Origin of the sequence: Kribbella sp. NPDC056951 (assembly GCF_042674205.1) — a bacterium.
Classification (GTDB): domain Bacteria; phylum Actinomycetota; class Actinomycetes; order Propionibacteriales; family Kribbellaceae; genus Kribbella; species Kribbella yunnanensis.
Map to the genome: position 1 here is coordinate 116913 of NZ_JBHUQZ010000017.1, position 11985 is coordinate 128897.

Here is an 11985-nt window from a genome sequence, read left to right on the forward strand (position 1 = left end):
ATGCGCTACCAACGCTGGTTTACCCCGTGGGTGCTGGTGATTCCAGCACTCACGTGGTTGCTCGTCTTCAACCTGTGGCCGTCGATCAACACGGTGATCCTGTCGTTCACCAACGCCAAGCCCCTGGGTGGCGGCACGTTCGTCGGCCTGAAGAACTTCGAGACCCTGCTGCACGACGAGCAGCTGCGATGGGCGCTGCTGAACAGCGTCATCTACATGGTGGTCTGCCTGCCGTTCCTGACCGTCCTGCCGCTGCTGCTCGCCGTACTGGTCGAGAAGAAGCTGCCTGGGATCACCTTCTTCCGGACCGCGTTCTACACCCCGGTGGTCGCCTCGGCCGTGGTCGTGGCGCTGATCTGGCAGTGGATCCTGGATGACCGCGGTTTGGTCAATGGTCTGGCCGAGAAGCTCGGGTTCATCTCCGGGCCGCTGCCGTTCCTGTCCGACCAGTGGCTGTTGTTGCTCAGCGCAATCAGCCTGACGATCTGGAAGGGGCTGGGCTACTACATGATCATCTACCTGGCCGCCCTCGGGAATGTCGGCCGTGAGTTGCACGAGGCGGCGGCGGTCGATGGAGCCGGCCCGCTACGGCGGTTCGTGCACATCACGATCCCGGGCGTCCGCGGCACGATGATCCTGATCTCCATCCTGATCTCGGTGTCGGCCCTCCGGGTCTTCTCCGAGCTGTTCATTCTCAGCGGCGGCAAGGGCGGTCCGGGCGGTCGCGACAACTCGGTCGTGATGCTGATCCAGCAGTACAGCCAAGGCTTCGAAGGCAACCTCGGCTACGCCTCGGCCCTGTCCATCGTCCTGTTCTTCGTCACGGTGGTCCCGATGCTGGTGCTCGCCCGGCTCAACCGAAAGGGTGCGGAGGCATGACCGTCGTTACAGATCCCGCGCGGCCGGTCGCTGTGCCTCCGGAACCTGGTACGCCGAAGCGGCGGCGGAGCGGGACCTTCGGATTCAACACCGTGTCACCGCGGGAGAAGATTGCCCGGTACGTCCTGCTCGTGTTCGTGCTGCTGATCACGATCGGGCCGTTCCTCTGGCAGTTGTCGACCTCGCTCAAGGGTTCGGGCGAAGACATCTACACCCGGATCCCGCGGCTGCTCCCGTCGCAACCGACCTTCGACCACTACAAGGCGGTCGCCGACACGATCCCGGTCTGGGATTACGCGCGGAACTCGCTGGTGGTCGCCGTACTGGTTGTCGGCGGCAACGTCATCGGCGCGTCACTGGCTGGGTTCGCGATCTCGCGGTTGCAGTTCAAGGGCCGCAAGCTGGTGCTCGGCCTGTTCCTGGCAACGCTCGTCCTGCCGGGCGAGGTCACGATCATTTCGCAGTACGTGACAGTCCGGGAGTTCGGCCTGGCGAACACCCTGTTCGGTGTCGCCCTGCCCGGCATGATCGGTGCACTGAACGTCCTGCTGATGTACAACGCGTTCCGCTCCCTACCGATCGAGGTCGACCAGGCCGCGATCGTCGACGGCGCGAACGCCTGGCAGCGCTTCCTCTTCATCGGCCTGCCCTCGGTCCGCGGAACCATCAGCGTCGTGGCGATCTTCGCCTTCATCGGCGCCTGGGACGACTTCCTCTGGCCCCTGATCGTCCTCACCGACCCCGACAAATACACCCTGACCGTAGGCCTGCAATACCTTTCCGGCACCTTCAGCAACAACCCCCGCCTGATCGCCGCCGGCACGATGATCGCCTTCATCCCCATCGTCATCGTCTTCGCCACCCTCCAACGCTTCTTCTTCAAAGGCGTAGAAGAAGGCGCCGTCAAGGGCTAACCCCCAACCGACAGGACGTATACCCCCACTAGCCGTCGCCGCCGCGCTCACCAGCACCGCACCGACGTCCAGATCGGCGTATACGTCCTGTTCCTAGGAGGATCGCGTCGCGAAGGACACGTAGTAGTCGACCCGCCGAGTGCCGCTCACGCCTGCGGACCGACGCCCGGCTCGCCCCGATGGGCGCCACTACGTGTCGTTACCGACGTCGAGCCTTCGCCGCCGAGGCGTACTGCCGAGTCTCCGATCGACAGGACGTATAGGGCTACTTGCCGGCCTCGCCACGCTCAGCGCCGTCGGCTGCGGCGCCGGATCGGCGTATACGTCCTGTTGTTATGCAGGTCCGTAGCGGGTTGCTACGAATTGGCTTAGGCGGGTGGCGATGGTGGCTAGGGCGGCTCGGGCTGGGTGGCGGGAGTCCCAGGCGCTGACCAGGCGGACGGAGAGGGGGCCGTCGGTGGTGCGGATCGACAGGGGGTGTAGGTCGAACTGGGGGTCGTCGGAGACTACGGCGACTCCGCGGCCGGCGGCGGCCAGGGCCTGGGCGACTGTGCCGTCGGCGGCTTCGACGGGGTCGGCGTAGGAGAGGCCGTCGCGGCGGAGAGCGGCCTCCAGGGAGATGCGTGAGGTGAAGGTCGTGGGCGGGAGGATGAGCCGCTCGTTGACCAGATCGTTCAGGCCGACTCGTGAGCGGCGTGCCCAGCGGTGGTTCGAGGGGACGCAGGCCCAGACGGGCAGCACGGCTAGAGGCTTGGTCTCGTACGGCGCTCTGGCGGGGGTGCTGGTCATTGCCAAGTCGGCCCCGCGGCCCAGGACCTCGGCTGCTGTCTGACCGTCCGCCTGGAAGACCTCGGGGGTGGGGTCGTCGGCGTCCAGGGTGGCGATGAAGGGGGCTACCACATCCCGCAGGGTCGTCAGGGGAGCGCCGATGGTGATGCGGTCGAGGCGGCCCTGCGCTTGGTAGGTGGCGGCCACCCGGAGAGCGTCCGCGCGGGCTAGCACCTCCTGGGCGAGCGGCAGGAGGGCTTGGCCGGCCCGGGTCGGGGTCAGTCGGCCGCCGGTGCGGTGGAAGAGCTCTACGCCGAGCTCCTGCTCGAGTTGCCGGAGCTGACGGGACAGACCGGGCTGGGTGATGTGCAGCCGGTCAGCGGCGGCGGTGACGGTACCGGCGTCGACCGTCTGCACGAAGTACTGGAGAGTGCGCAGTTCCACCGATGCCTCCCAAGCATGCAGATCGTGCGAAACAAGTATTGGACAGCATAGATCGAGCGTCGAAGACTGGATGGATGACGATCGAACAGCGGCGCATCCTGAAGACAGCGATTCCGGGGCCGGTCTCGGCCGGGCTGATGGCACGTAAACAAGGCGCGGTCGCGGCGGGTGTCGGTACGACGCTGCCGGTGTTCGCGGTCGCCGCCGACGGCGGGGTCGTGGTCGATGCCGATGGCAACCAGTTGATCGACCTCGGGTCCGGGATCGCGGTCACCACCGTCGGTGCAAGGGCGCCGAGGGTGGTCGACGCGGTCAAGCAGCAGGTGGACGCGTTCACCCATACCTGCTTCATGATCACGCCGTACGAGGGCTATGTCGCGGTCGCCGAGACGCTGAACCGCCTCACCCCGGGCGACCACGAGAAGCGCACCGCCCTGTTCAACTCGGGCGCCGAAGCGGTCGAAAATGCGGTCAAGATCGCGCGCGCCTACACCGGTCGCCAAGCCGTCGTCGTCTTCGACCACGCCTACCACGGCCGCACCAACCTGACCCTCGCGATGACCGCCAAGAACCAGCCGTACAAGCGCGGTTTCGGCCCGTTCGCGGCCGAGGTCTACCGCGCGCCGGTCTCGTACCCGTACCGCGACGGCGGGCTGGACGGCGCGACCGCGGCGGCCCGGGCGCTCGACGTGATCGAGAAGCAGGTCGGCGGCACCGAGGTCGCGGCCGTGGTGATCGAACCGATCCAGGGCGAGGGCGGTTTCGTCGAACCGGCCCCCGGCTTCCTGCCGGCGCTGGCGGAGTGGTGCCGCGCGAATGGCGCGGTCTTCGTGGCCGACGAGGTGCAGAGCGGGTTCGCCCGCACCGGCGATCTGTTCGCCTGCAACCACGAAGGCGTCGTACCGGACCTCGTCGCCACCGCCAAGGGAATCGCAGGCGGTCTGCCGCTCTCGGCCGTGACCGGCCGGGCCGAGATCATGGATGCCCCGCAAGTCGGCGGCCTCGGTGGCACGTACGGCGGCAACCCGCTCGCGTGCGCGGCCGCGCTGGCGGCGATCGAGACGATCGAGGCCGACGGACTGGTCGCACGGGCGCGGCAGATCGAGGAGCTGATCAAGTCCCGCCTGCTGCTCGCGCAGAAGGAGGACGACCGGATCGGCGACGTCCGCGGCCGCGGCGCGATGATCGCGGTCGAGCTGGTGCAGCCCGGTACGTCGGACCCGGCGCCGGACCTGGCGAAAGCGGTCGCGACTGCTTGCCATCAGCAAGGAATCATCGTGCTGACCTGCGGTACCTACGGCAACGTCCTGCGCTTCCTGCCGCCCCTGACGATCAGCGACGACCTCCTGGTCGAGGCCCTCGAGATCGTCATCGCATCCCTGCGGGAGATCGCATGATCAAGGTATTGAACCCGGCCGACCTGACCGTCGTCGGCGAGGTCCCCGACGGCACAACACAGGATGCGACCGCAGCCGTCGAGGCGGCCGCAAAAGCCTTCCCTGCTTGGGCTCGCACGGCACCAAGAGCCCGTTCCGAGATCCTGCACAAGACCTTCGAACTGATGTTGCGCGACCGCGACAAGCTGGCCGAACTCATCAGCCGAGAGAACGGCAAGTCCCGCGCCGACGCATTGGCCGAGGTCGGTTACGCCGCGGAGTTCTTCCGCTGGTACGCCGAGGAGGCGGTTCGCCCGGGCGGTGACTACGGCTCGGCTCCGGCCGGCGGCGTACGGACAATTGTCACCGCCAAACCGATCGGTGTCGCAGCTCTCGTGACGCCGTGGAACTTCCCGGCCGCAATGGCGACCCGCAAGCTCGCCCCGGCTCTCGCCGCAGGCTGTACGGCGGTCCTCAAGCCGGCCGCCGAAACCCCGCTGACTGCGCTGGCGATCGCCGAGCTGCTCACGGAAGCCGGCGTACCCGATGGGGTCGTCACCGTCGTGACCACCACGGACGCGGCCGGCGTGGTCTCCACGTGGTTGTCCGACGCGCGAGTGCGGGTGATCTCGTTCACCGGATCGACCCCGGTCGGCAAGGCGCTACTGCGACAGGCGGCCGACCGAGTCGTCGTGACCGCGATGGAACTCGGCGGCAACGCGCCGTTCGTCGTCACCGAGGACGCCGATCTCGAACAGGCCGTCGCAGGCGCGATGATCGCGAAGTTCCGCAACGGCGGCCAGGCCTGTACGGCGGCCAACCGTTTCTACGTGCACGCCAATGTCGCCGACCGCTTCACCGAACTGTTCGGTCGCGAGGTCGAGAAGTTGGCCGTCGGCCCGTATGCCCAGGGTGCTCAGATCGGCCCGCTCATCTCAGCGACCGCCGTACAGCGAGTCACCGCAGTTGTCGATGAGGCCGTCGCAGCCGGAGCCCGCATTACCCACCAGGCCGCCGTACCGGCTGCTCCCGGTCACTTCTACCCGCCGACGGTACTGCGCCATGTCCCCGACGACTCGACCTTGTTCACCGAGGAGATCTTCGGCCCGGTCGCATCGATCGCCACCTGGCAGTCCGACGACGAACTCATCGCCCGGGTCAACGCATCGGAGTACGGACTGGCCGGTTACGTGTACGCCGGTGAGCTCGGCCGGGCGATCCGGATCAGCGAGGCGCTCGACGTCGGCATGGTCGGCGTCAACCGCGGTCTCGTCTCCGATCCGTCCGCACCGTTCGGCGGTGTCAAACAGAGCGGGCTGGGCCGCGAAGGTGCTCGGGACGGACTCCGTGAGTACCAGGAGACGCAGTACCTGAGTATCGACTGGCCCTAAGTCAGCGGGCAGCGGTCGGGTAGACGGCCCCGGTGTACTTCTCGCCGGGGCCGGCGCCGGGTTCGTCCGGGATCGACGAGGCTTCCTTGAAGGCGAGCTGCAGCGAGCGCAGGCCGTCGCGGAGCGGGGCGGCGTGGTGGTGACCGAGGGACGGCGCCGCAGCGTCGAGCAGGCCGGCCAGCGCGTCGATCAGGGAGCGGGCCTCGTCGAGATCCTTGTGCTCGGGGAGGTCCTCGGCCAGGCCGAGGTTCACGGCGGCCGCGCTCAGGAGGTGCAGGGCGGCGGTCGAGATGATCTCCACACTCGGTACTTCGGCGATGTCGCGGGAGGCGGTTGCAGGCTGCGGAGTGGAGAGTTCGTCGGTCATGGTGTTACTGTTGCATAGCGACCGATCCGGTCTGGCGGTGCCCCATGGGTGGAATACCCGAGGAGCTCCGGTGGTTGGATCCAAGCGGAGGGCCACCTCCCACCCAGCTGATGAACAGTCGGCGGGTCCCGGTCAACGCCGAGATTCCGGTCTCGGCGATCGTACGGCGTACCACCGTGAAAACGGTTGGTGAGCCGGGGATCAGGGAATTGGGCCTTCGTGTGCACGTCGCACGAGGGCCTTTCGTCATTTCCGAGGGAGTCCCTGCGAAATGACGAGTGGCACCCGTATCAGAACAACCCAGGAGGACCCATCACCATTGAACTGCGCGTCAACGAGCGCATCCGCGTTCCCGAGGTGCGACTGGTCGGACCGAACGGTGAGCAGGTAGGCATCGTCCGGATCGAGGACGCACTGCGGTTGGCACAGGAAGCCGATCTCGACCTGGTCGAGGTTGCGGCCACGGCACGCCCGCCGGTCTGCAAGCTGATGGATTTCGGCAAGTACAAGTACGAGACCGCGCAGAAGGCGCGCGAGTCCCGCCGGAACCAGACCAACACCGTCATCAAAGAGATGAAGCTGCGGCCGAAGATCGACCCGCACGACTACGAGACCAAGAAGGGTCACGTCGTCCGCTTCCTCCGTGCCGGTGACAAGGTGAAGATCACCATCATGTTCCGCGGTCGCGAGCAGTCGCGCCCGGAGCTCGGCTTCCGGCTGCTGCAGCGGCTGGCCGAGGACGTCAGCGAGCTCGGCTTCGTGGAGTCGAACGCCCGCCAGGACGGCCGGAACATGATCATGGTTCTCGGACCGCACAAGAAGAAGTCCGAGGCGCGCGTGGACGTGGACGCCGAGAAGGCGAAGAAGCAGGCCGAGCGTGAGGCCGAGCTGGAAGCGGAGCGCGTCGAGCGCGCCGCCCAGGTCAAGGCGCACGAGGCCGAGATCGCCGCCGGTGCCACGAAGAAGCCGAAGGGTCCGGCAGACAACCTCGACCCGGAGTGACGGTTCGCTCCGGCCGGGGCGACCGGCCGGAGCACCACAGCACTGTGTTCGAGTCAACGAAAGAACAATTCAGGAGTTCATTAGCCATGCCGAAGATGAAGACCCACTCGGGGATGAAGAAGCGCGTCCGCGTCACGGGCTCGGGCAAGCTGCGCCGCGAGCAGACCGGTGTCCGCCACCTCGCCGAGGCGAAGTCGTCGAAGCGTAAGCGTCGGCTGAGCGGCACGGTCGAGGTTGCGCCGTCGTTCGCCAAGAAGGCCAAGAAGCTTCTCGGCATCTGAGGCTCCCGCCTCCACCGGGCCCCGGCCCTTCCCCCGAACAACCCCGCCGTACCGCCTCAGCACGGTCGCGGCGCAGAACCAAGGAGTAACACCTCATGGCACGCGTGAAGCGGGCAGTCAACGCCCACAAGAAGCGCCGGGTCGTACTCGAGCAGGCCAGCGGTTACCGCGGCCAGCGCTCGCGGCTGTACCGCAAGGCCAAGGAGCAGGTCACCCACTCGCTCGTCTACGCCTACCGTGACCGCAAGGCGCGCAAGGGCGACTTCCGCAAGCTGTGGATCCAGCGCATCAACGCTGCGGTCCGCGCCGAGGACCTGACCTACAACCGTTTCATCCAGGGTCTGCGCCTGGCCGAGATCGAGGTCGACCGCAAGATCCTCGCCGACATGGCTGTCAACGACCCGGCGGCGTTCTCCGCGATCGTGCAGCTGGCCAAGGCCGCCCTCCCGGCCGACGTCAACGCGCCGACCAGCGCGGCCTGAGCACTACCGTTTCCGGACGTAGCACCCGAGTGGCGAGCCCTGGTCTGCTGACCGCGCAATCCGTGCGGATCAAGCAGGCCCGGCGGCTCGCCACTCGTGCGTTCCGCCGCAAGACCGGCCGCTTCCTGGCCGAAGGCCCACAGGCAGTCCGCGAGGCGCTCGAGCATCGCGAGCTCGTCCTCGAGGTGTACGCCGAACCTTCCGTGGCCACGCGTCATCGCGATCTCCGCGACCTGGCCGCCGCGGCCGACGTACCGTGGTTCGACGTCGACCGGGCCGGCGTCGAGGCCCTGAGCGAGACCGTCACCTCACAAGGTGTTGTCGCGGTCTGCTCACTCGTCGACGTCTCCTTGGAGCAGGCGGTTCTCCCGACTGCCCGCCTGGTCGCCGCCGGCTTCCAGGTGCGCGACCCCGGCAACGTCGGGACTTTGATCCGTACGGCGGACGCCGCCGGCGCGGATGCCGTCGTACTGTCGACCGAGTCCGTCGACCCGCACAACCCGAAGGCCGTCCGGGCCAGCGTCGGCAGCATCTTCCACCTGCCGATCACCGTCGACGCCGACCTCGCCACCGCCGCCACCACCTGGCGAGCCCAAGGCCTCCAGGTCCTCGCCGCCGACGGCTACGGCACCACCGACCTCGACACCTGCATCGACGACGGCACCCTCGCCAAACCCACAGTCTGGCTCTTCGGCAACGAGGCCCACGGCCTCCCCGACGGCTTCGACGCCTTCGTCGACCACTCCGTCAAGGTCCCCATCTACGGCCGCGCCGAGTCCCTCAACCTCGCCACCGCCGCCGCCATCTGCCTCTACGCCTCAGCCCGAGCCCAACGCCGATGACGGTATAGTTCGGGGCAGCGCGCGCCAGGGCGCCTCTTCTTCGCGGCAAGCACTGAGTGCACCTGGGAGTACGACGAACTTGTGATGGCCGGTGACCCCTTCGGGACGGCCTGGTTCAGCGGAGCGGGTTGTCCTGGAAGGATCGTCATGTCGACCATGCCGCTGCCTGCGAAGGCGAGTTTGAGTCAGTTGCGGACGCGAGCCAAAGAGTTGCGGAAGGCTGTCAGCAAGGGACGGCCGGATGCGATCGAGCGGGCTCAGGCGCACCATCCGGCGTACGTGGATGCGGAGAGCTTCACGCTGCGGGACGCGCAGCTGACGGTGGCGCGTGAGTACGGCGTCGTCAGCTGGGGTGAATTGATGGGGAAGGTCGCCACCGAGCTGGTCGAGGGGCGCGAGCTGCATCGGTACTTCGGGGTTGAGCTCAACAACGAGACCTGGGATCTGCTTGACCAGATCGACGAGACCAGCCCGGTGCTGGACCAGGAACGACTCCTGTACGGCGCCTATGCCGCCTGCCTGCATTGGCTCGAAGCCGGTAACGAGGCGAACCATGCCCGCGGTGAGCACCTGATCGCCCGAGTCGCGTTGCGGATCGGTCGGGCCGAGCTAGGTCTGAGCCACGCCCGACGTTGCCTGCAACTCGTTCAGACCCACCCCGACCAGATGGCCGACTGGGACGAACCGTTCGCCCGCGAAGCCCTCGCCCGAGCTCTCGCCGCAACCGGCGCGCCAGCCGAAGCCGGCGCCGAACTGCGCCGTGCCCGCCAGCTCACCGAACTCGTCGCGGACCCCGGGGATCGCGAAGTCCTCAACACCGAACTCGCCAAGGGCCCCTGGTTCGGCCTCACCGCGTGATCCGACCCCAGCGCCCGGCGAGCTACCTCGGGCGCTGGGACTTGGCGGTCAGGCCGTCGAGGATCAGTTCGAGGCCGTAGGTGAAGGAGTCGTAGAACATGCCGTCGATGTCGCCGGTGGCGCGGCGGCGGGCGGACTCCTGCATGACGGGGTCGGCGATGTTCTGGGTGCTCTCGAGGACGTCGGCGGCGAGCTGGTCGACGGACTGGCCGCCCCGGCGGGCCATTTCGCGGGTGGCGACCTCGCCGCCCGCGCTGCCGAGGATGAAGGACATCACGGTGCCGAGCGCGAAGTCGGCGGTGCGGCCGGTGATACCCGCGGCGGCGATCAGGGCCAGGCCGCGGGTGCCCATCGTCATCGCGTTCGGGCCCATGCTCGGGCGGGTGTACATCACCTCGGGGAGCCAGGGGTGCCGGATGATCGTCGAGCGCATGCTGTGCGCGAACAGCAGCAGGCCGCTGCGCCAGCCGGCCAGTTCGGGTTCCGGGATGTCGATCTCGCCCCAGGCCTCGTCGATGAGCAGGTCGATCAGGTCGTCCTTGGTCGGGACATGCCAGTAGAGGCTGGTCGCGCCGGAACCGAGTTTGGCGGCGAGCTTGCGCATGCTGAGGCCGGCCAGGCCCTCGGCGTCGAGTGACTCCAGGGCGGCGCGGACGATCTGCTCCCGGGTGAGCGTCTCGCGTGCGGGTGCCGCCTTCTGCTGCCTGGTCCAGATCGATTCCTTCACGCAGAACATCCTACTGGAACACTGTGCGAGTTGTGTCGTACAGTGTGCGAGTGACTAGTACGCCGTACGAGTCCACAGTGACCGGACACCCGCGACGCTGGTGGATTTTGCTGATTCTGTGTCTGAGCCTGATGGTGCTCGTCGTCGACAACACCGTGCTCAACCTGGCCATCCCGTCGCTGATGCGCGATCTGGGGGCCACTCCCGCCGACATCCAATGGGTGATCGACGCCTACATCCTGGCTTTCGCGGGTCTGCTGCTGACCGCGGGCAGCCTGTCCGACCGCTTCGGCCGCCGGAAGATGCTGCTGATCGGCCTGGTCCTGTTCGGCGCCGCGTCGCTGCTGGCCACGCTGGCCGACACACCCTGGCAACTGATCGCCGCCCGAGGTCTGATGGGGGTCGGCGGTTCGCTGCTGATGCCGAGCACGCTGTCGCTGCTGTTCACGGTGTTCCCGCCGGAGGAGCAGCGCAAGGCGATGGCCGGTTGGTCGATGGTCGCGATGGTCGGCGTGATCGCCGGTCCGACCGTCGGTGGCGTGCTGCTGAACCACTTCTGGTGGGGCTCGATCTTCCTGCTGAACGTGCCGATCGCCGTGGTCGCGATCATCGGTGCCATCGTGCTGATCCCGGAATCCCGCGGCCCGGCAAGGAACGTCGACCCGATCGGCGCCGTACTGACTGTCATCGGTATGGCGTCCGTCGTGTGGGCGATCATCGAGATCCCCACCAAGGGGTTCGGTTCGGTGGAAGTCCTTGGTGGGCTGGTGGCCGGGGCTGTCGCGCTGACGGCGTTCGCGTTCTGGGAGAAGCGGAGTGCGCACCCGATGGTTCCGCTCGAGCTCTTCAAGGACCGCCGGTTCAGCGGGACCAGCTTCTCGATCGTGCTGCTGTCCTTCACTGCCGGCGGTCTGATGCTCGCGCTGACCCAGTACCTGCAGTTCGTCCTCGGCTACAGCCCGCTGAAGGCCGGTCTCGCGTTGATCCCGTACGCCGTCGCCGCGACCGTCTTCAACGTGCTCGGCGCGACGTTGGGCAAGAAGCTCGCCGACCGGACGCTGATCGCGCTCGGCCTGGCAGTCATCGCCGGTGCGTTCGCGATCCTGTCCCAGGTCTCCGGTACGACGGGCTACGGCCTGCTGATCGCTGGTCTGATGGTGATGGGGATCGGCGGCGGCCTCGCCGGACCGGCGGCGTACACGCTGTTGATGCAAGCCGTCCCCGCCGAACACCGCGGTGTCGGTTCCGCGATGAACGACACCGTCCAGCAAACCGGCGGCGCGCTGTCGGTCGCCGTACTGGGCAGTGTCCTGGCCGCCGCCTACTCCGCCAACCTGCCCGCCGCGGTCCCCGAAGCAGCCCGCGACTCCATCGCCGCCACCCTCGCCCTCGGCTCGGAGTTCGCCGCCGCGGCCCGCGAGTCCTTCACCAACGCCATGACCATCGCCATGACTGTAGGCCTGGTCGGCGCCCTAGCCGGAGCCCTCGTCGCCCTAGCAGTCCTCCCACGCCACTCGGCGACCCCGGACACCCCGGCGACCCCCGACGACACCCCGGACCCCGTCGCCTCCGCCGAGCGCGATTTGGCTGGCTAGGCACTGAAATTGGGGGTTCTGCACTCATAACCAGGGTGCAGAACCCCCAACGCGAGTGG

General features: G+C 67.6%; 13 protein-coding genes. 10 read left to right on the top strand and 3 right to left on the bottom strand.

Going from position 1 to position 11985, the window contains the following annotated elements:
* Both ACFTSF_RS38665 and ACFTSF_RS38670 read left to right on the top strand, forming a co-directional pair.
* Positions 1-879 (top strand): sugar ABC transporter permease, encoded by an 879-nt coding sequence (locus tag ACFTSF_RS38665; RefSeq protein WP_344165916.1) that lies wholly within the window; start codon positions 1-3, stop codon positions 877-879.
* The gene (locus ACFTSF_RS38670; protein WP_380160235.1) at positions 876-1793 is read left to right on the top strand and encodes a carbohydrate ABC transporter permease; all 918 of its coding nucleotides are present in this window, start codon (positions 876-878) and stop codon (positions 1791-1793) included. Before ACFTSF_RS38665 ends, ACFTSF_RS38670 begins: the two co-directional genes overlap by 4 nt.
* A gap of 333 nt (positions 1794-2126) precedes the next feature.
* Here the strand turns inward: ACFTSF_RS38670 and ACFTSF_RS38675 are convergent, their stop codons facing one another.
* Entirely contained in the window at positions 2127-3005 is an 879-nt protein-coding gene (locus ACFTSF_RS38675; protein ID WP_380160237.1) for a LysR family transcriptional regulator, read from the bottom strand.
* A 74-nt stretch (positions 3006-3079) separates the two neighbouring features.
* On the opposite strand from ACFTSF_RS38675, the gene gabT reads away from it, so the two are divergent.
* Positions 3080-4402 (top strand): 4-aminobutyrate--2-oxoglutarate transaminase, encoded by a 1323-nt coding sequence (gabT, locus tag ACFTSF_RS38680; RefSeq protein WP_380160239.1) that lies wholly within the window; start codon positions 3080-3082, stop codon positions 4400-4402.
* Entirely contained in the window at positions 4399-5772 is a 1374-nt protein-coding gene (locus tag ACFTSF_RS38685) for an NAD-dependent succinate-semialdehyde dehydrogenase (protein WP_380160241.1), read from the top strand. Before gabT ends, ACFTSF_RS38685 begins: the two co-directional genes overlap by 4 nt.
* A 1-nt stretch (position 5773) precedes the next feature.
* Here ACFTSF_RS38685 and ACFTSF_RS38690 read toward each other — a convergent pair whose 3' ends face one another.
* The gene (locus ACFTSF_RS38690; RefSeq protein ID WP_344165906.1) at positions 5774-6139 is read right to left on the bottom strand and encodes a DUF1844 domain-containing protein; all 366 of its coding nucleotides are present in this window, start codon (positions 6137-6139) and stop codon (positions 5774-5776) included.
* A gap of 264 nt (positions 6140-6403) precedes the next feature.
* Between ACFTSF_RS38690 and infC the strand changes: the two genes are divergently transcribed.
* The 5 genes from infC to ACFTSF_RS38715 all read left to right on the top strand — a co-directional run bounded on the left by infC (position 6404) and on the right by ACFTSF_RS38715 (position 9604).
* Positions 6404-7141: a translation initiation factor IF-3 gene (gene infC / locus ACFTSF_RS38695; RefSeq protein WP_380160288.1), complete on the top strand. Its 738-nt coding sequence runs from the start codon at positions 6404-6406 to the stop codon at positions 7139-7141.
* Positions 7142-7227: 86 nt separating this feature from the next.
* Positions 7228-7422: a 50S ribosomal protein L35 gene (gene rpmI / locus ACFTSF_RS38700; RefSeq protein WP_132169842.1), complete on the top strand. Its 195-nt coding sequence runs from the start codon at positions 7228-7230 to the stop codon at positions 7420-7422.
* Between the two features lie 95 nt (positions 7423-7517).
* Positions 7518-7904, top strand: a complete 387-nt coding sequence (rplT, locus tag ACFTSF_RS38705; RefSeq protein ID WP_132414996.1) for a 50S ribosomal protein L20 — start codon at positions 7518-7520, stop codon at positions 7902-7904.
* A gap of 29 nt (positions 7905-7933) precedes the next feature.
* On the top strand, positions 7934-8746 hold the full coding sequence (locus ACFTSF_RS38710) for a TrmH family RNA methyltransferase (RefSeq protein WP_380160244.1): 813 nt from the start codon (positions 7934-7936) through the stop codon (positions 8744-8746).
* Between the two features lie 147 nt (positions 8747-8893).
* On the top strand, positions 8894-9604 hold the full coding sequence (locus tag ACFTSF_RS38715; RefSeq protein WP_380160246.1) for a hypothetical protein: 711 nt from the start codon (positions 8894-8896) through the stop codon (positions 9602-9604).
* 22 nt (positions 9605-9626) lie between these two features.
* Here ACFTSF_RS38715 and ACFTSF_RS38720 read toward each other — a convergent pair whose 3' ends face one another.
* Positions 9627-10331, bottom strand: coding sequence for a TetR/AcrR family transcriptional regulator (locus tag ACFTSF_RS38720; RefSeq protein WP_380160248.1), 705 nt, complete (start codon positions 10329-10331; stop codon positions 9627-9629).
* 50 nt (positions 10332-10381) lie between these two features.
* On the opposite strand from ACFTSF_RS38720, the gene ACFTSF_RS38725 reads away from it, so the two are divergent.
* Positions 10382-11926 carry an MFS transporter gene (locus ACFTSF_RS38725; RefSeq protein ID WP_380160250.1) on the top strand — a complete coding sequence of 515 codons (1545 nt, stop codon included), beginning with the start codon at positions 10382-10384 and terminating at the stop codon, positions 11924-11926.
* Positions 11927-11985 lie beyond the last annotated feature (59 nt).

Coding starts and splice junctions, on each gene's coding strand:
- ACFTSF_RS38715 (WP_380160246.1), top strand. CDS start 8,894: ATGTCGACCATGCCGCTGCCTGCGAAGGCGAGTTTGAGTCAGTTGCGG.
- ACFTSF_RS38665 (WP_344165916.1), top strand. CDS start 1: ATGCGCTACCAACGCTGGTTTACCCCGTGGGTGCTGGTGATTCCAGCA.
- gabT (WP_380160239.1), top strand. CDS start 3,080: ATGACGATCGAACAGCGGCGCATCCTGAAGACAGCGATTCCGGGGCCG.
- rplT (WP_132414996.1), top strand. CDS start 7,518: ATGGCACGCGTGAAGCGGGCAGTCAACGCCCACAAGAAGCGCCGGGTC.
- rpmI (WP_132169842.1), top strand. CDS start 7,228: ATGCCGAAGATGAAGACCCACTCGGGGATGAAGAAGCGCGTCCGCGTC.
- ACFTSF_RS38670 (WP_380160235.1), top strand. CDS start 876: ATGACCGTCGTTACAGATCCCGCGCGGCCGGTCGCTGTGCCTCCGGAA.
- ACFTSF_RS38690 (WP_344165906.1), bottom strand. CDS start 6,139: ATGACCGACGAACTCTCCACTCCGCAGCCTGCAACCGCCTCCCGCGAC.
- ACFTSF_RS38685 (WP_380160241.1), top strand. CDS start 4,399: ATGATCAAGGTATTGAACCCGGCCGACCTGACCGTCGTCGGCGAGGTC.